Source organism: Streptomyces sp. NPDC052910 (genome assembly GCF_055585605.1).
Genome location: NZ_JBVJJR010000005.1, coordinates 475,095 through 492,939, shown reverse-complemented (window position 1 = coordinate 492,939; position 17,845 = coordinate 475,095). Strand labels below are relative to the sequence as shown.

The 17,845-nt window shown below is 73.1% G+C and carries 13 protein-coding genes and 1 CRISPR repeat array; of the genes, 5 read left to right on the top strand and 8 right to left on the bottom strand.

All coding sequences use genetic code 11. From position 1 onward, the window contains the following. Positions 1–89 precede the first annotated feature (89 nt). Both ACZ6X9_RS21390 and ACZ6X9_RS21385 read left to right on the top strand, forming a co-directional pair. Entirely contained in the window at positions 90–1,043 is a 954-nt protein-coding gene (locus ACZ6X9_RS21390; protein ID WP_469779641.1) for an ABC transporter ATP-binding protein, read from the top strand. Further along, positions 1,030–1,929, top strand: a complete 900-nt coding sequence (locus tag ACZ6X9_RS21385; RefSeq protein ID WP_469779546.1) for an ABC transporter permease — start codon at positions 1,030–1,032, stop codon at positions 1,927–1,929. The genes ACZ6X9_RS21390 and ACZ6X9_RS21385 overlap by 14 nt, the downstream gene beginning before the upstream one ends. A gap of 49 nt (positions 1,930–1,978) precedes the next feature. Here ACZ6X9_RS21385 and ACZ6X9_RS21380 read toward each other — a convergent pair whose 3' ends face one another. The 8 genes from ACZ6X9_RS21380 to ACZ6X9_RS21345 form a co-directional block, all read right to left on the bottom strand. After that, complete coding sequence (locus tag ACZ6X9_RS21380) at positions 1,979–3,346, bottom strand: M28 family metallopeptidase (RefSeq protein WP_469779545.1); 1,368 nt, start codon at positions 3,344–3,346, stop codon at positions 1,979–1,981. A gap of 110 nt (positions 3,347–3,456) precedes the next feature. Beyond that, positions 3,457–3,728: direct repeats of the CRISPR family, unit length 28 nt; unit sequence GGACCACCCCCGCGTGCGCGGGGATCAC. A gap of 173 nt (positions 3,729–3,901) precedes the next feature. Continuing rightward, on the bottom strand, positions 3,902–4,957 hold the full coding sequence (gene rarD / locus ACZ6X9_RS21375) for an EamA family transporter RarD (RefSeq protein WP_469779544.1): 1,056 nt from the start codon (positions 4,955–4,957) through the stop codon (positions 3,902–3,904). An 85-nt stretch (positions 4,958–5,042) separates the two neighbouring features. After that, complete coding sequence (locus ACZ6X9_RS21370) at positions 5,043–7,019, bottom strand: APC family permease (protein ID WP_469779543.1); 1,977 nt, start codon at positions 7,017–7,019, stop codon at positions 5,043–5,045. A 236-nt stretch (positions 7,020–7,255) separates the two neighbouring features. Continuing rightward, positions 7,256–8,305 (bottom strand): 2-oxoacid:ferredoxin oxidoreductase subunit beta, encoded by a 1,050-nt coding sequence (locus ACZ6X9_RS21365; protein WP_469779542.1) that lies wholly within the window; start codon positions 8,303–8,305, stop codon positions 7,256–7,258. Further along, a complete protein-coding gene (locus tag ACZ6X9_RS21360) occupies positions 8,298–10,286 on the bottom strand; it encodes a 2-oxoacid:acceptor oxidoreductase subunit alpha (RefSeq protein ID WP_469779541.1) in 1,989 nt (662 codons plus the stop codon). Before ACZ6X9_RS21360 ends, ACZ6X9_RS21365 begins: the two co-directional genes overlap by 8 nt. 443 nt (positions 10,287–10,729) lie before the next feature. After that, positions 10,730–11,389 carry a response regulator transcription factor gene (locus ACZ6X9_RS21355; protein ID WP_469779640.1) on the bottom strand — a complete coding sequence of 220 codons (660 nt, stop codon included), beginning with the start codon at positions 11,387–11,389 and terminating at the stop codon, positions 10,730–10,732. Positions 11,390–11,586: 197 nt separating this feature from the next. Further along, on the bottom strand, positions 11,587–12,927 hold the full coding sequence (locus ACZ6X9_RS21350) for a sensor histidine kinase (protein ID WP_469779540.1): 1,341 nt from the start codon (positions 12,925–12,927) through the stop codon (positions 11,587–11,589). A gap of 287 nt (positions 12,928–13,214) precedes the next feature. Continuing rightward, complete coding sequence (locus tag ACZ6X9_RS21345) at positions 13,215–14,429, bottom strand: sensor histidine kinase (protein ID WP_469779539.1); 1,215 nt, start codon at positions 14,427–14,429, stop codon at positions 13,215–13,217. 185 nt (positions 14,430–14,614) lie between these two features. Between ACZ6X9_RS21345 and ACZ6X9_RS21340 the strand changes: the two genes are divergently transcribed. The 3 genes from ACZ6X9_RS21340 to ACZ6X9_RS21330 all read left to right on the top strand — a co-directional run. Further along, the gene (locus tag ACZ6X9_RS21340) at positions 14,615–15,040 is read left to right on the top strand and encodes an NADH-quinone oxidoreductase subunit A (protein ID WP_436784280.1); all 426 of its coding nucleotides are present in this window, start codon (positions 14,615–14,617) and stop codon (positions 15,038–15,040) included. Next, a complete protein-coding gene (locus tag ACZ6X9_RS21335; protein ID WP_469779538.1) occupies positions 15,010–15,792 on the top strand; it encodes an NADH-quinone oxidoreductase subunit B in 783 nt (260 codons plus the stop codon). The genes ACZ6X9_RS21340 and ACZ6X9_RS21335 overlap by 31 nt, the downstream gene beginning before the upstream one ends. Then, positions 15,789–17,845: NADH-quinone oxidoreductase subunit C (locus ACZ6X9_RS21330; protein WP_469779537.1), on the top strand; the 2,057-nt coding region annotated here is incomplete at its 3' end. The genes ACZ6X9_RS21335 and ACZ6X9_RS21330, both read left to right, overlap by 4 nt.

The following is a 17,845-nucleotide window of genomic DNA, read 5'->3' as shown; positions in this document are numbered from 1 at the left end:
AGGGGCGAGCGGTACGGGGGAGAGGGAAGGGGCCTGTGACGGAGCCGGATACGGGTACGAGTGCGGGTAGGGAGCGGGAGCCGACGCCGGTGCCCGGGCCGGAGCCGGTCATCGAGACGCGAGGACTGACCAAGCGCTACCGCGGCGGTCAGCTCGCGGTGGCCGACCTCGATCTCGTCGTGCCGCGCGGCAGCGTGTTCGGCTTCCTCGGCCCCAACGGATCGGGCAAGACGACGACGATCCGGATGCTCATGGGGCTGATCGAACCCACATCAGGGGAGGCCCGGGTGCTCGGCGAGCCGATGCCCCGGGCCGGCGGCCGGGTGCTGCCCCGGGTGGGGGCGCTCATCGAGGGCCCGGCGCTCTACGGGTTCCTCTCCGGCCGCGACAACCTCGTCCGGTACGACGCCGCCGACCCCACGGCCGACCCGCGGACGCGGGCCGCCCGGGTGGCGTCCGCCCTGGACCGCGTCGGCCTCGCGGGCGCGGCCGGGAAGAAGGCCCGCGCCTACTCGCTCGGCATGAAGCAGCGGCTCGGCCTGGCCGCCGCCCTGCTCCAGCCGCGCGAGCTGCTGGTCCTGGACGAGCCGACCAACGGGCTCGACCCCCAGGGCATGCGCGAGATCCGGGCGCTGGTGCGGGGGCTGGCCGCTGAGGGGACCACCGTCTTCCTCTCCTCCCACCTGCTCGACGAGATCGAGCAGGTCTGCTCGCACGCCGCGGTGATGGCGCGCGGCCGGCTGCTCACCCAGGGCACGGTCGCCGACCTGGCCTCGTCCACCCGCGGCAAGCTGGCCGTCACCACCCCCGACACGGCGGACGCGGTCCGGATCCTCAAGGAGCACGGCGTGAACGATCTGGCGGTCGCCGACGACCGCGTCACCGGCGAACTGCCCACCGGCACGCCGCCGCCCGACCTCGCGGACCTCAACGCCGCCCTGGTCCGGGCGGACGTCCGGGTACGCTCGTTCGGCACCGAACGGGTCTCGCTGGAGGACGCGTTCGTCGCGCTCACCGGGGAGGGCTTCGATGTCGCGGGCTGAGCCCGGGGCGGTCCCCGCGCCCGTCGCCGCCCGTCCGCCGCGCGCGGCCTGGCGGCTGTCCCTCTTCCGCAACGAGATCACCACCGTCTTCCGGCGCTGGCGCACGCTGGCGCTGCTCGGCGTGCTCGCGGCCGTGCCGGTGCTGGTCGGCATCGCGGTCAAGATCGAGACGAGTGACGGGGACGGCTCGTTCGGCGGCGGGAGCGGCGGTGAGGGCCCGGCGTTCGTCAGCCAGGTCACCAACAACGGCCTCTTCCTCGTCTTCGCCTCGCTCGCCGCGACACTGCCGTTCTTCCTGCCCATGACCATCGGCGTGATCGCCGGGGACTCGATCGCGGGCGAGGCGGGCGCCGGCACCCTGCGCTACCTGCTCGTCGCCCCGGCCGGCCGCACCCGGCTGCTGCTCGCCAAGTTCACCAGCACGGTCGTGTTCTGCGTCGCGGCCACCCTCGTCGTCGCCTGTTCCGCGCTGCTGGTGGGCGCGGTCCTCTTCCCGCTGGGGGACGTCACGCTGATCAGTGGGACGGCGGTGTCCTTCGGCGAGGGGCTGCTGCGCGGCGTCGCCATCGCCGGGGTGGTGGCCGCGTCCCTGATCGGCGTCGCGGCCCTCGGCCTCTTCGTCTCCACGCTCACCGGCAGCGGCATCGCGGCGATGGCGACGACGGTGGGACTGCTGATCACGGTGCAGATCCTGGACCAGTTCCCGCAACTGCACGCCATCCAGCCGTACCTGTTCCCGCACTACTGGCTGAGCTTCTCCGACCTGCTCCGGGACCCCGTCTACTGGGACCAGATCGGGCGGAACCTGGGCCTCCAGGGGCTGTACGCGGCGGTGTTCGGCTCGGCGGCGTGGGCGCGGTTCACGGCGAAGGACGTCCTGGCGTGACGGCGCGGGGCGGGCCGCCGCGCGACCCGCCCCGCGTTCGTCACTCGACTCAGAAGGTGATCTTCCACCCGTTGACGGTCCCGGTGTCCTGGGCGGCGACGTCCTGGACGCGGAGCTTCCAGGTGCCGTCGGCCGTCTCGGACGAGGCGTCGACCGTGTACGTGGCGACGACGTCGGACGCCGAGTCGTCGGCGCTCGACCCCTTCAGCCGGTAGGAGCGGCCGCTCGGGCCGACGAGGTCGACGGTGAGGTCGCCGCGGTAGCTGTGCTTGATGTCCACGGACACCTTGAGCGCGGCCGGGGCGTTGCCGGTGAGGCCCGTGACGGTGATCGGGGACTCGACGGCGGGACCGTTGTCGGGAATGGCGACCGACGCCTTGCTCTCGAAGCTGGTGCCGCCGGGCGGCTGGGTGGATCCGCCGCCGCTGAGCTTCCAGACGGCGCCGGCGATGGCGGTGCTGTTGGTGCCGAGCGCCTTGTCGTCGATGTTCGAGATCGTGTCGCAGGAGCGGTGGTAGCAACTGTCGAACGCCTTGCCCGCCGTCCCGCCCCAGTCACGCGCCTGAGCGGCGGTCTTGATGTAGTCCGCGCCGCTGAACAGGCCGCCCACGCGGATGCCGGCCTGCTGGAACGGCGCGTGGTCCGAGCGCCCGTCGCCCTCGGTGTCGACCTCCGTGGCGATCCGCCGGGCGGCGAACCAGTCCTCGAAGAGGCTCTTCAGCGACGCGTCGTACCCGTAGACGAAGTAGCCGGGGTTCGGCGACCCGATCATGTCGAAGTTGAGGTACGCGTCGATCTTCGACCGCTCGGTGGAGGGAAGCTGGTTCACGTAGTACGAGGAGCCGCGCATTCCGAGCTCCTCCGCACCCCACCAGCCGAACCGCAGGTGCTTGTCCGGCTTGTAGCCGGACCTGGCCACGGTGAGCGCGACCTCCAGCACGCCGGCGGACCCGGAACCGTTGTCGTTGATGCCGGGACCGGCGCTGACAGAGTCGAGGTGCGACCCGGCGAACACGACGTGGTTCGCGTCCCCGCCCGGCCAGTCGGCGACCAGGTTGTAGCCGGTGGCGCCACCGGTGCTGAACTGCTGCACGGTCGTCTTGTAACCGGCCGCGTCCAGCTTGCCCTTCACGTAGTCGATCGACGCTTTGTAGCCCGCGCGACCGTGGGCCCGGTTGCCACCGTTGGCGTTGGCTATCGACTGGAGCTGGTTGAGGTGCGCCTTGACGTTGGCGGCGGGTATCTCGGGCGCGTCGGCGGCCCGCGTGGTCACTGTCACTGCCGAGGCCGCCCCCGCAAGGGACGGAGACGCGCCGATGAGCGTCACCGCCGCGACCGCGGTGCACGCCAGCAGAGTGGCGGAACGGCGGCGTCTTCGGGGGCTGGTGGGCAGGGTGGGACCTTGGACATCAAGCATGGGGGGCTCCCGTCCTTTTGACGTGCCCATGATGTTCAAGGGGTTTTCGGAGCGCGGTCAAGGGCGAAATTCGGACACGGGAGTTCGGTATCCGGATATCGGGCGGGAAGGCGTGGCCCCCGCGTGCGCGGGGATCACTCCTCCCACTCTTCGTACATAGCCGACGCCTGAGGACCACCCCCGCGTGCGCGGGGATCACGCCCGCTGGGGTCCGGCCCGCGCCTCTCCCCCGGGACCACCCCCGCGTGCGCGGGGATCACAAGGACCCGGTCGTCCGATCGCGCGTGGCCGCGGGACCACCCCCGCGTGCGCGGGGATCACGCCCGGGCGGCGACGACGTCGGGGTGCGAGGCGGGACCACCCCCGCGTGCGCGGGGATCACAGGGCGTGACCTGCGCGTTTAAGGAGCGGAAGACCGGTTTTTACTCACTTTCGCAGATCCCGGCGTTCGGGCTGTTTGGTAGCAAACCGGCCTCCGGAGCTGTGCGTTGAGCGCATGGGCGGCGTTCTCAGGCTCCAGATCGTAGGGCCAGGCACCGCCCCGCGCCCATCCGTTCACGCCCCGCCGCGCCCCGCCGTCGCATCCGGCTCGCCCGCGACACCCGCCGCCGCCTCCACGGCGGCCTCCGGCCGCGCCGTCTCCGCCGTGGCGCTCGGCCCGTCGGAACCCGGCGGCTCCGCCGCCGCCCGCTCGCGAGCCGCCGCCAGTTTCACCCGCGTCGCCCGCGCCGAGCGCATCGCGTCCCACGTCAGAACCGCCAGCGCCAGCCACACCAGCGCGAAGCCCGCCCACCGCTCGGGCGGCATCGACTCGTGGAAGACGGCGAGGCCGAGGGCGAACTGGAAGACGGGGGCCAGGTACTGGAGCATGCCCAGCACCGACAGCGGCAGCCGGACCGCCGCCATGCCGAACGACACCAGCGGCAGCGCGGTGATCGCGCCGGAGGCGAGGAGCAGCAGCAGATGGCCCGTGCCCTCGCTCGCGAACGTGCTCTTGCCGTCCGCGCCGAGGAAGAGCAGGAAGCCGAGCGCGGGCAGGAACTGGATGGCCGTCTCGGCGGCCATGGACTCGAGGCCGCCCAGTCCGACCTGCTTCTTGAAGAGGCTGTAGGTGCCGAACGAGGCCGAGATGCCCAGCGCGATCCACGGCAGTTTGCCGTAGCCCACCGCCAGGACGATCACGGCCGCCGCGCCGATGCCGACGGCCGCCCACTGCGCGGGCCGCAGCCGTTCGCGCAGGACGAGGACGCCGAGGGCGATGACGACGAGCGGGTTGATGAAGTAGCCGAGCGACGTCTCGACCACGTGGCCGGCGTTGACGGCCCAGATGTAGATGCCCCAGTTGACCGAGATCGTCGCGGCGCTCAGCGCGATCATCGCGAGCCGCTTCGGCTGCCGGAGCAGCGGGGGTATCCAGGCCCAGCGCCGGGTGAGGGCGAGCGCGGCCACCACGGTCACCAGGGACCACACCATCCGGTGCGCCAGGATCTCGAACGCCCCGGAGGGCTCCAGGAGTGGCCAGTACAGGGGGAACAGCCCCCAGATCGCGTAGGCGGCGAGCCCGCACAGGAACCCCGTGCGCGTCTCGTTCTGCTGCGTGTCCGGCTTCACGGATCAACCCTCCCGGCGGTGCGACGACGACCTCGCGAAGGTAACGCCGCCCGGGTGCGGCTGTCATGTCCGTATCGCATGACGGTCATGACGGGTTCGGAGGCCGGGCAGAGGCCAGCCGTTCCACCACCCGTGAGACGTCGAACGGCAGGATCGTGACGGCCACGTCAGGCAACTGCTCCAGCGCCCGTGCCATCTGCTCGCCCGTGCCCCGGTGCACCAGCCGGCCCAGCGGTGTGGAGTACGTCCGCCGGGGGACGAGGAGGGTGAGCGCGGTCGACCCGTCGGCGGTGGTCCGGGCGGCGAGGGCGATGACGGCGTGCCGCAGCCGCCGGTCCGGGCAGTCGACGAGTTCCAGCGGGACGTTCGTGCCGGGCGTCGCCTCCCAGCGGGCGGCGAGCCGCCGCGCCCGGGTCTCGTCGATGACGAAGTGCAGGGCGCGGATCTCGTCCGGCCGCAGCTCGTGCGCGTACCGCAGGGCTTTGACCGCGGCCAGGTCGAGGGTGTCGACCAGGACGTACACCAGGTGCCGCCGCCAGTGGGGGCGGCCGGTGGTGAAGGCGGGAACGTTCTCGAGCACCGCCGCCTCCGCGCGGTAGTGGCGGTTGACGCGGATCAGTGCCCACACCCCGACCGGGAACACCACCACGACCAGCCACGCGCCCTCCGTGAACTTCGTGATCGCGAAGATCAGCACCACCAGTGCGGAGACCACGGCGGCGGCCAGGTTCACCGCGACCTTCACCCGGCGGCCGGGCCCGCGCGAGCGCAGGTGGTGGGCGGTCATCCCGGCGGCGGCCATGGTGAAGCCGGTGAAGACGCCGATCGCGTAGAGCGCGACCAGTTTGTCGACACTGCCGCTGGTGAGGAGCAGCAGCGCGAGTGAGACGACGGTGAGGCAGACGATGCCGTTGGAGAAAGCGAGGCGGTGGCCGCGCCGGGTGAGCTGGCGGGGCAGGAAGCGATCCTCGGCGACGAAGCTGGCGAGGAAGGGGAAGCCGGTGAAGGGCGTGTTGGCACCGGTGTAGAGGATCAGCGCGGTGGCGAGCTGCACGAACACCAGGCCCGCCGTCCCCGCCCGGCCGTCGCCGAAGACCAGGTGCGCCTCCTGGGCGAGGACGGTCGGATTGCCGTCCTCGTAGGGGATCGCGTGGGTGAAGTGGGCCAGCGCCGAGACGCCGAACACCATGACCCCGAGGATCACACTCATCACGGTGAGCGTGCGGCGCGCGTTGCGGCCCTGCGGGGGCCGGAAGGCCGACACCCCGTTGGAGATGGCCTCCAGGCCGGTCAGCGACGAACCGCCGTTCGCGAACGCGCGCAACACGATGAACAGCGACGCGCCGTACAGCTCGCCGTGCCCGCCGGCGCCCAGCGGGACGGCGCCGGACGCCGTGGTGTCGGCGTGCGGCAGGCCGCCGGCCAGGCCCCGGACCAGCCCGGTGGCCAGCAGCAGTGCCACCGCCGCGATGAACAGGTACGCCGGCAGCGCGAAGGCCCGGCCCGCCTCACGGATCCCGCGCAGATTCCCGTACATCAGCAGCACCACGACCGCGACGGTGAGCGGCAGCTTGAGGTGGTCGATGCCGTGGTAACCGTGGCCGATCAGATGGGCGAGCGAGATCAGCGCGTCCGTGCCGGCGGCGGTCTGCACGGCGACCGTGACCGTGTAGTCGACCAGCAGGGCCACGGCCGCGACCTGCGCGACGCGCGGCCCGAGGTTCTCGCGGGCGACGACGTACGAGCCGCCGGCCCGGGTGTAGACGGACACGACGTCGCGGTAGGCCAGCGTCACGAGCAGCAGGACGAGGAGGATCGCCCCGGTCACCGGGAGGAGCAGCGTGAACGCGGCGATCCCGGCCACCGGGACGAGGATGCGGAGTATCTCCTCCGTGCCGTACGCGGTGGAGGAGATGCAGTCGGAGGCGAGGACGCCCAGTGCCGTCGGGTTCGACAGCTTCTCCTGTGCGAGACGCTCCGTGACCAGGGGCGGGCCCAGGAGAGCGCGCTTCGCGCGGTAGCGGAGGGGGTCGGGTGGGAGAGGGACGTCGGCGTCGGCCATGGTCCCTATGAGAGCGGGCCGTCGTGGGGGCGGGCGGGCCCGACGCGGCGGGGGCACTCGTTTGGTGGTGCCCCGGCCCCCTTGCGGCATCGCGGCTTTGCCGCGAAATCCTCAAACGCCGGACGGGCTGAAGAATCAGCCCGTCCGGCGTTTGAGGACAACCGCGCGGAGCGCGGTTTCGGGGGTGCGGGGGTGTGCCCCGCGAAAAACGGTGACAGGGCGGGCTCGGGGACCCCTTACCCGACCACCGTCCAGGTGTCGCCCCCCGCGAGCAACCCCGCGAGATCCCCCTTGCCCCGCTGCTCCACAGCAGTCTCGAGCTGATCGGCCATCAACGTGTCGTACACGGGCCGTTCCACACTGCGCAGCACGCCGATCGGCGTGTGGTGCAGCGTGTCCGGGTCGGCCAGCCGCGACAGCGCGAACGCCGTCGTCGGGGACGCGGAGTGGGCGTCGTGGACGAGCACCCGCGCCTCGTTCTCGGGTGTCACCTCGACGACTTCGAGGTCACCGGTGGCCGGGTTCCGCACGACACCCTTGGCCCCGTCCACGCCGAAGCGGATCGGCTGCCCGTGCTCCAGCCGGATGACCGCCTCCTGCGCCTGCTCCTTGTCCTTCAGCGCCTCGAAGGCGTTGTCGTTGAAGATGTTGCAGTTCTGGTAGATCTCCACCAGCGCCGTGCCCGGGTGGTCGGCGGCCTGGCGCAGTACCTCGGTGAGGTGCTTGCGGTCGGAGTCGATGGTGCGGGCGACGAACGACGCCTCGGCGCCGATCGCCAGGGAGACGGGGTTGAAGGGGGCGTCCAGGGAGCCCATCGGCGTCGACTTGGTGATCTTGCCGACCTCGGAGGTGGGGCTGTACTGGCCCTTGGTCAGCCCGTAGATCCGGTTGTTGAACAGCAGGATCTTGAGGTTGACGTTGCGCCGCAGCGCGTGGATGAGGTGGTTGCCGCCGATGGACAGGGCGTCGCCGTCACCGGTGACGACCCACACGGACAGGTCGCGGCGGGAGGTGGCCAGGCCGGTGGCGATGGCCGGGGCGCGGCCGTGGATGGAGTGCATCCCGTAGGTGTTCATGTAGTACGGGAAGCGGGAGGAGCAGCCGATGCCGGAGACGAAGACGATGTTCTCGCGGGCGACGCCGAGTTCGGGCATGAAGCCCTGCACGGCGGCGAGGATGGCGTAGTCGCCGCAGCCGGGACACCAGCGCACTTCCTGGTCGGACTTGAAGTCCTTCATGGACTGCTTGGCTTCGGCCTTGGGCACCAGCTTGAGCGCCTCAGACATCGATGGCCTCCTTGAGCACGGTGGCGAGCTGCTCGGCCTTGAACGGCATGCCGCTGACCTGGGTGTGGGAGCGGACGTCCACGAGGTACCGGGCGCGCAGCAGGGTGGCGAGCTGGCCGAGGTTCATCTCCGGCACGACGACGGTGTCGTAGCGCTTGAGCACCTCGCCCAGGTTGCGCGGGAAGGGGTTGAGGTGGCGCAGGTGGGCCTGGGCGACGTGCGCGCCGCCGGTCCGGACGCGGCGTACCGCGGCCGTGATCGGCCCGTAGGTGGAACCCCACCCCAGGACCAGGGTCCGGGCCTCCCCGGAGGGGTCGTCCACCTCGATGTCGGGGACGGTGATGCCGTCGATCTTGGCCTGGCGGGTGCGGACCATGAAGTCGTGGTTGGCCGGGTCGTAGGAGATGTTGCCCGTGCCGTCCTGCTTCTCGATGCCGCCGATGCGGTGTTCCAGGCCCGGCGTGCCGGGTACGGCCCAGGGGCGGGCCAGGGTCTCCGGGTCGCGCTTGTAGGGCCAGAAGACCTCGGTGCCGTCGGCCAGCTCGTGGTTGGGCGTCGTCGTGAACTGCACGCGCAGGTCGGGGAGTTCGTCCTGCTCCGGGATGCGCCAGGGCTCGGAGCCGTTGGCCAGGTAGCCGTCGGAGAGCAGGAAGACCGGCGTGCGGTAGGTGAGCGCGATGCGCGCCGCGTCCAGGGCCGCGTCGAAGCAGTCGGCCGGCGTCTTCGGCGCGACGATCGGCACCGGCGCCTCGCCGTTGCGCCCGTACATCGCCTGCAACAGGTCGGCCTGCTCGGTCTTGGTGGGCAGACCTGTCGACGGCCCGCCGCGCTGGATGTCCACGACCAGCAGCGGCAGTTCGAGCGAGACGGCCAGGCCGATCGTCTCCGACTTCAGCGCCACCCCCGGCCCCGACGTCGTCGTCACCGCCAGCGCCCCGCCGAACGCGGCGCCCAGCGCGGCGCCGATGCCGGCGATCTCGTCCTCGGCCTGGAAGGTGCGCACACCGAAGTTCTTGTGCTTCGACAGCTCGTGCAGGATGTCGGAGGCCGGGGTGATCGGGTACGAGCCCAGGTAGAGCGGCAGATCCGCCTGGCGGGAGGCGGCGATCAGCCCGTACGAGAGGGCGAGGTTGCCGGAGATGTTGCGGTAGGTGCCGGCCGGGAAGGCCGCGGCGGCCGGGGCGACCTCGTAGGAGACCGCGAAGTCCTCCGTGGTCTCCCCGAAGTTCCACCCGGCGCGGAACGCGGCCACGTTCGCCTCGGCGATCTGCGGCTTCTTCGCGAACTTCTTCCGCAGGAACCGCTCGGTGTTCTCCGTCGGCCGGTGGTACATCCACGACAGCAGCCCGAGGGCGAACATGTTCTTGCTGCGCTCGGCCTCCTTGCGGGGGAGCCCGAACTCCTTGAGCGCTTCCAGCGTCAGCGTGGTGAGCGGCACCGGGTGGACGTGGTAGGCGTCCAGCGAGCCGTCCTCCAGCGGGTTGGTCGCGTAACCGACCTTGGCCATCGGGCGCTTGGTGAACTCGTCGGTGTTGACGATGATCTCGGCGCCGCGCGGCACGTCCGCGATGTTGGCCTTGAGCGCGGCCGGGTTCATCGCGACCAGGACGTTCGGGGCGTCGCCGGGGGTGAGGATGTCGTGGTCGGCGAAGTGCAACTGGAACGAGGAGACGCCCGGCAGGGTGCCGGCGGGCGCCCGGATCTCGGCGGGGAAGTTCGGCAGGGTCGACAGGTCGTTGCCGAACGAGGCCGTCTCGGACGTGAAACGGTCCCCCGTGAGCTGCATGCCGTCACCGGAGTCACCGGCGAACCGGATGATCACCCGGTCCAGGCGGCGGACCTCCTTGCCGCCGGGGTCCGGTGCGACGGCGCGCTGCCCGGTGAGGCGCGACGGCTCGTCCCCGTCCCCGGGCGGGGAGAAACCTGGCTGCTGTTCGGCTGGTTCGGCCTGCTCGGCCGGGCTGCTGACCTGGCTGGTCACTGCTTCGGACCTCCCTCGTGACGGCGGCCCCGCACACGGTGGTGCCGACCGGCGTTCCCATCGCCATCGTACGTGGGCGGGGCACGGCCATCCGGGACGGATCAGGGGATGGGGAGGCCCCGCAGCACCCCCATCCTGGCACGTCCGCCTCGGGTGGCCTTCGATTCCGCCGGGGCCCCGGGGGCGGGGCTGCGACCCGGGGACCAGGACCGGAGGAGGAGGCCGGGCGTCCGCTCACTGTCCTGATGAGGCCGGCGAGGTGTCAGGCGGCGGAAGCGGAGGCGCCGGGCGGTGACGGGACACGTTCAAGAGATCAGGCGCACCATCCGGCCCGTCCGGCGTGTGAGGACGGGCGGCGAAGCCGCTTCCGGGGGTCCGGGGGCTCGTTTCCCCAGGAGACGGCGAAGGTGGGGGTCCCCCGCTGGGGGAGGGACCGGGCACCCTCACGACCGCAGGTATGTCAGTACCGCCAGCACCCGCCGGTGATCCCCGTCGCTCGGCGACAGACCGAGCTTCATGAAGATGTTGCTCACGTGCTTCTCCACCGCCCCGTCGCTCACCACGAGCTGCCGCGCGATCGCCCCGTTCGTCCGGCCCTCCGCCATCAGCCCCAGGACTTCCCGCTCACGCGGGGTGAGCCCGGCCAGGACGTCCTGCTTGCGGCTGCGGCCCAGCAACTGGGCGACGACCTCGGGGTCCAGGGCGGTGCCGCCCCGGGCGACCCGGACCACGGCGTCCACGAACTCCCGCACCTCGGCCACCCGGTCCTTGAGCAGGTAGCCGACCCCGCGGCTGCTACCGGCCAGCAGCTCGGTCGCGTACTGCTCCTCGACATACTGCGAAAGGACCAGGACGCCCAGGTCCGGGTGGTCCCGGCGGAGCTGGACGGAGGCGCGGACGCCCTCGTCCGTGTGGGTCGGCGGCATCCGGACGTCCGCCACCACCACGTCCGGCAGCGCCCCCTCGTCGGCCAGTTCCCGTACCGCCTTCAGCAGGGCCTCGGCGTCCCCGACCCCGGCCACGACCTCATGGCCGCGGTCGGTGAGCAGCCGGGTCAGACCCTCCCTGAGCAGCACCGAATCCTCGGCGATGACGACCCGCACCCTGTCCGCGGCATTTTCGACCACGACGTCCGGCCCCCTGGTTTCCCCGCGGACGCTCACGTCCGCGCTATGACTGCGACGCCCCACAGCATCGCAGCAACGACGCCCCACAGCATGGCAGCACGAACGGCCCCGGACGGGCGGTCCGGGGCCGTGACACGGTCGGGGGAGACCACGCGGAGAGGGGCGGAGGGGTGTCAGCGGTCGCGCCAGGGCAGTTCCGCGGTGACGGTGGTGGGGCCGCCGGCGGGCGAGTCGACGACCAGCAGACCGTCCACCGAGCCCAGCCGTTCCGCGAGCCCGGCGAGCCCGCTGCCGGACGTGGTGGACGCGCCGCCCCGCCCGTCGTCCCACACCTGGAGCATCACGCGGTTGCCGGAGCGCCACACCTCCACCCGCGCGGTCCGGGCCCGACTGTGCTTGCTGACGTTCTGGAGGAGTTCGCAGACGGTGAAGTAGGCGATGCCCTCGATCGCGGGCGCCGGGCGGCTGTCGAGGTCCACGTGCACCTCGACGGGGACGGTGCAGCGCCCGGCGACGGAGGACAGGGCGGCGTCCAGGCCGCGGTCGGTGAGGACGGCGGGGTGGATGCCGCGGGCGAGGTCGCGCAGCTCCTGGAGGGCGAGCTTCACCTCGCCGTGCGCCTCGTCCACCATCTTCGCCGCGGCCTCCGGGTCCTCCGTCAGCTTCTCCTTCGCCAGGCCGAGGTCCATGGCGAGGGCGACGAGCCGGGCCTGTGCCCCGTCGTGCAGATCCCGTTCGATGCGCCGCAGGTCGGCGGCGGCCGTGTCCACCACGACGCCCCGGTCCTGCTCCAGCTCGGCGACCCGGACGGACAGCCTGGAGGCGCCGAGCAGGGACTTCACCAGCATCCGGTCCATGGTGGCCATGCCGTGGATCAGCCACGGGGTGACCAGGACGACGGCCAGGCCGACGGCCGAGGTGGCGGTGACCTCGAAGGGGTTGTCGAGGTAGAGGCGACGGTCGCCGTCACCGAAGACCTGCAGGCCCGGCTGCCCCCACCACGTCGGATACATCCACTGGTAGGCCGGGTAGAGGAAGAGGGACCAGCCCAGGAGCTGGAGCACCAACGACACGGTGAACGCGCAGATCGCCCACGGCATGTGCACCACCGCGTAGACCATGTGCCGCCAGGACACCCCGCTCTTCAGCAGGGCCCACACCCAGCCCATGAACCCGCCGTCGCGGTTCTCCGCCTGGACGGGCAGCGGCTCCTCGACGTCCGCGTCCAGCAGCACCCGGGCCCGGGTCCGTTCGACCGCGCCCAGCAGCCTTGCCCCGGCGAGGCCGAGGGCGAGGACGGGCACGCCCACGAAGGTGATCATCAGGCCGAGGCCCAGCGAGACCATGGTGACGGCCCAGGTGAAACCGGCGATCGAGATCGGCAGGCTGAGCTGGAGGTACAGGAACGCGCGCCAGGTGCGTCCCGACAGAGGCGCGCGCAGCGCGACCGGCAGCCGGTGGCGCCGGTGCGCCGGGCCGGCCGGGTATCCGTGGTCTCCGTAGTCGATGGCCATCTCCAGGGTTCCTCTGTCCTCTGTGTCCGTCCGCCGGGAGCCGCCGGAACCCGGGGGGTCCATGGGATCCGTTGGGGGGCGGGCCCCCTCCGGGGCTTCCCTGTGCGGGATGAGTCCAGGTTCCCCCGTCAGGGGAGGGCCGGACCATGCGGCGGGTGGGTGTCCTCGGGGTGGGGTTCTCCCTACCCCCAGGGCTTCGCGGGGGGGGGCAGGGGTACGGGCGGGGTGCGGGTACGGGCAGGGGACGGGGAAGGGGGCGGGGACGGAAGCGGAACGTTCCGGCTCCGTCAGCTCCGGGACCGCCACGGCAGTTCCGCCGTGATCACCGTGGGCCCGCCGGCGGGCGAGTCCACCTCGAACAGGCCGTCCACCGACCCCAGCCGTTCCGCGAGCCCGGCCAGCCCGCTGCCGGACGCGGTGGACGCGCCGCCCCGCCCGTCGTCCCGCACCTGGAGCAGCAGCCGGTCGCCCGTCCGCCACACCTCGACCTCCGCGGTCCGGGCCCGACTGTGCTTGCTGACGTTCTGCAGCAGCTCCGAGACGGTGAAGTAGGCGATGCCCTCGATCGCGGGCGCCGGACGGCCGTCGAGCTCCACATGGACGGCGACGGGCACCGTGCAGCGCCCGGCCACCGACGACAGGGCGGCGTCCAGGCCGCGGTCCGTCAGCACCGCCGGATGGATGCCGCGGGCGAGGTCGCGCAGCTCCTGGAGGGCGAGCTTCACCTCGCCGTGCGCCTCGCCCACCATCTTCGCCGCGGCCTCCGGGTCCTCCAGGACCTTCTCCTTCGCCAGCCCCAGCCCCATGGCGAGGGCGACGAGCCGGGCCTGCGCGCCGTCGTGCAGATCCCGTTCGATGCGCCGCAGGTCGGCGGCGGCCGTGTCCACCACGATCCCCCGGTCCTGCTCCAGCTCCGCGACGCGCCGTTCCAGCTCGTCGGAGGGGCACAGCAGTCCGCGCGCCATCGCCCGGTCGACCGCGGCCATGGCCCGCGCCAGATGACCGAGCACCGGCCAGGCGACGAAGAGGGCGCACAGGATCACCGCGAAGGTGAGCACCCCCCACGGCAGCCGGACGAGCGCGTAGAGCGTGGTGCGCCAGGCCACCGTGTCCTTCAGGGTCGTCCAGACCCAGCCGACCGCTCCCCGGCGGGACCCGCCGCGCGGCATCGGGCTCGGTTCGTCGATCCGGACGCCGAGCAGCGCCCGCGCCCGGGCCCGCTCCATCCGTCCCACGTACCGCACACCCACCAGGCCCGCCGCCAGCAGCGGCAGACCCACCACGGTGAACGACAGCAGCACGCCCGCGAACAGCCACAGCGCGACGTACGTGAACCCCAGGAGTCCCGTCAGCAGGTTGCACAGCAGGTACAGGACCTCCTTCCAGGTCCACGAGTCGAAGGCGAGCCGGGCGGGCGGCAGCGGCTCGTCCCCGGACGGCTCCCCGTGGGGGGCGGCGGTCCGGGGCCGGGCGGGCGGCGAGGAGACGGTACGGGCGGTCACGGACCAAGCCTGCCCGGAGCCGGCGGGTCCCCGCCATGGGGGCCCCGGGAGCCGGCCCGGTGGGGAGAACCCCACCACCGGCCGGGCAGCGCTGCCCGGTCCCGGGCCCGCAGCGCCTAGACTCCTGTGCGTACAGATCGTCGAATGCGGACGAACAGCCGCACACAGGGAGTGAGGGGCCGGACGTGCCGGAGGCAACCGCGCGCATCGCGACGGCCGACGCCCGGCTCGCGGCGGAGTCCGCCGCCTACTTCGACGGCTACGGCCTGGTGGCCCTGCTCGCCGTCCTCGGCGTGCTCTTCGTCGCCGTCGCGTTCGGCGCCGGGCGGCTGCTGCGGCCCGTCGTGCCGACGCCGGAGAAGCTGCTCACGTACGAGTGCGGCGTCGACCCCGTCGGCGAGGGCTGGGCCCACACCCAGGTGCGCTACTACGTCTACGCCTTCCTGTACGTCATCTTCGCGGTGGACTCGGTCTTCCTGTTCCCCTGGGCGACGGTCTTCGCCGCGCCCGGCTACGGTGCCGCCACCCTGGTCGAGATGTTCGTCTTCCTCGGCTTCCTCGCCGTTGGCCTGTTGTACGCATGGAAGAAGGGCGTCCTGGAGTGGACGTGACACGCGCCGAGCCGGTCGGCCTGCCCGAGCCCCGCCGCCTGGGCGCGCTGGCCCGGCTGGCCCCCGAGCCCATGAAGGTGGTCCTCAACTGGGGGCGCCGCTACAGCCTCTGGGTGTTCAACTTCGGCCTCGCCTGCTGCGCGATCGAGTTCATCGCCGCGTCCATGGCCCGGCACGACTTCATCCGCCTCGGCGTCATCCCGTTCGCGCCCGGCCCCCGGCAGGCCGACCTCATGATCGTCTCCGGCACGGTGACGGACAAGATGGCGCCCGCCGTGAAGCGGCTGTACGAGCAGATGCCCGAGCCGAAGTACGTCATCTCGTTCGGCGCCTGCTCCAACTGCGGCGGCCCCTACTGGGACTCGTACTCCGTCACCAAGGGCGTCGACCAGATCATCCCCGTGGACGTCTACGTCCCCGGCTGCCCGCCCCGGCCCGAGGCGCTGCTCCAGGGCATCCTCAAGCTTCAGGAGAAGATCGCGGCCGAGTCGACGGCGGAGCGGTACGGCGCCTCGGCGCCGGCCTCGGTCCCGACCCCGGCTTCGGTCCCGGCTCCGGTCCCGGCCGCGTCCGTCGCGGAGCTGCGCAGCGCGCCGGTGGCGCCGCCGGCGCCGGCGGCGGGCCCGGGGGACGGTCCCGGGAAGGGTTCGGGGGACGGTCCCGGGGCCGCCCCTGAGAGCGCCTCCGGGCCCGGCCCGGTGAACGGCTCCGGGTCCGCCCCGGTGAACGGCCCGGGGGAGGACGGCCGATGACCGGCTGGCTGCCCGCACCCGTCACCGACGTCTTCGGCGCGGACGCCACGGCCGAGGAGGCGTACGGCCTGCTCACCGTCGACGTGCCCGCCGCGTCCTGGATCACCGCCCTCACCGCCGCCCGCGACACGCTCCACTGCACCTTCTTCGACTGGCTGAGCGCCGTCGACGAGCCCGGCACCGGCTTCCTCGTCTGCGCACACCTCGTCGCCCTGCCGACCGCCGCCGACCCGTCCGTCCGCCGCCTCGTCGTCCGCACCACCGTGCCGCACGACGCGCCCGCGCTGCCGACCGCGGTCGGCGTGTACGCCGGCGCGGGCTGGCACGAGCGCGAGACGCACGAGATGTTCGGCGTCGACTTCACCGGCCACCCGAACCTGGCGCCCCTGCTGCTCCCCGAGGGCTTCGAAGGCCACCCGCTGCGCAAGGACTTCGTCCTCGCGGCGCGGGTCGTCAAGGCGTGGCCGGGCGCGAAGGAGCCGGGGGAATCCGACCACGGCGGCCCCAAGCGACGGCAGATGCTCCCGCCCGGCGTCCCCGACCCCAACGAGTGGGGCCCCCTCAAGGGCCAGCTCCCGCCCGCCCCCGCCCGCCCGGCCCGCGGCGCCCGCGCGGCGGGTGCGGCGGCCGCGGCCGACCGCCCGGTCCGGCGCGCGCGCACCGCGGGCGAGGGCCCGGCAAGCCAGGACCCGGCACCGCCGCGCCGCGCGCGGAGCGCGTCGGAGGGCTCCGCGAGCCAGACCCCAACCGGCCCTGCCGCGCCGCGTCGTACGCGGAGCGTGGCGGATGGTTCGGCGAGTCAGGGCGAGGTCGACGCCGCCGCTCCCCGGCGGTCGCGGAGTGCGGCGGACGGGTCGGCGAGCCAGTCGGCGGCGGACTCGGAGGGTGCTGCTCCGGCGCCGCGTCGTACGCGGAGTGCGGCGGATGGTTCGGCGAGTCAGGGCGAGGTCGACGCCGTCGCTCCCCGGCGGTCGCGGAGTGCGGCGGACGGTTCGGTGAGCCAGCCGGCGGCGGACTCGGAGGGTGCTGCTCCGGCGCCGCGTCGTACGCGCAGCGCGGCAGAGGGCTCCGCGAGCCAGAGCCAGAGCCAGGCGGATGCCGCCGTTCCCCGGCGGAGCCGCAGCGCGGCGGACGGTTCGGCGAGCCAGGACCCGAGCCAGGCCGGCCCCACCGCTCCCCGCCGTACGCGAGACGCGGCCGACGGGTCGGCGAGTGGGCAGGAGACCACCGGCGCGGCGCCCCGGCGCACGCGCGGGGCGGGCGACGGCTCGGTGAGCCAGTCCGGTGCGGGCACGGACTCGGGTACGGGCCCGGCCCCCGCGAGCACGCCTGCGGGCACCCCGCGGGCCACCCCGCCCACCCGCCGTCCGGCTCCGCGCTCGTCCGACGCCCCCTGGCATCACGCCCGCCCGGCCTTCGACGAGCCGTCGGCGGCGAAGCCCGCCGAGACGGCCGCACCCGAAAACCCGGAATCGTCCGACCGCCCGGAGCGCACACCGGCCTCCCCTGAGGCCACCGACCGGGCGACGGCCTCCCCGACGGACCGGCCCGCCGCGCAGTCGGTGTCGCCGAAGGCGGCGACGCCCGCGGGGGCCGGGAAGCAGGAGCCCGTCGGGCAGCCGGCGGAGCCGGCCGCGCCCGAAACGCCGTGGCCCTCGGCCGGCGAGGCCGTCGGCCCGTCGGCCGCGCCTGCCGGAAAGCCGGCCGAAGAGCCCCTGGGACCGGGAGCGGCGGAAGCCGGGAAGCCGAGGCCCGTGACGGACCGCCCCGCCGATGCGCCGGCCACACCCGCCCCGGAGTCCGGCGCGCCGGAAGAGACGAAAGCCGAGGCGGGTACCTCCGCCCCGCAGGGGGCGCAGGCCCCGGGCGTGCCCGCCGAGGAGTCCGCTGCCTCGGGCGGGAGGCAGGGCGTGCCCGCCGAGGAGTCCGCTGCTCCGGGCGGGAGGCAGGGCGTGTCCGCCGAGGAGTCCGCTGCTCCGGGCGGGAGGCAGGGCGTGTCCGCCGAGGAGTCCGCTGCTCCGGGCGGGAGGCAGGGCGTGTCCGCCGAGGAGAC

Bases quoted from the DNA above. Each gene is read 5' to 3' on its own strand.
- ACZ6X9_RS21385 (WP_469779546.1), top strand. From the start codon at position 1,030: ATGTCGCGGGCTGAGCCCGGGGCGGTCCCCGCGCCCGTCGCCGCCCGT.
- ACZ6X9_RS21380 (WP_469779545.1), bottom strand. From the start codon at position 3,346: ATGCTTGATGTCCAAGGTCCCACCCTGCCCACCAGCCCCCGAAGACGC.
- ACZ6X9_RS21370 (WP_469779543.1), bottom strand. From the start codon at position 7,019: ATGGCCGACGCCGACGTCCCTCTCCCACCCGACCCCCTCCGCTACCGC.
- ACZ6X9_RS21365 (WP_469779542.1), bottom strand. From the start codon at position 8,305: ATGTCTGAGGCGCTCAAGCTGGTGCCCAAGGCCGAAGCCAAGCAGTCC.
- ACZ6X9_RS21350 (WP_469779540.1), bottom strand. From the start codon at position 12,927: ATGGCCATCGACTACGGAGACCACGGATACCCGGCCGGCCCGGCGCAC.
- ACZ6X9_RS21335 (WP_469779538.1), top strand. From the start codon at position 15,010: ATGGAAGAAGGGCGTCCTGGAGTGGACGTGACACGCGCCGAGCCGGTC.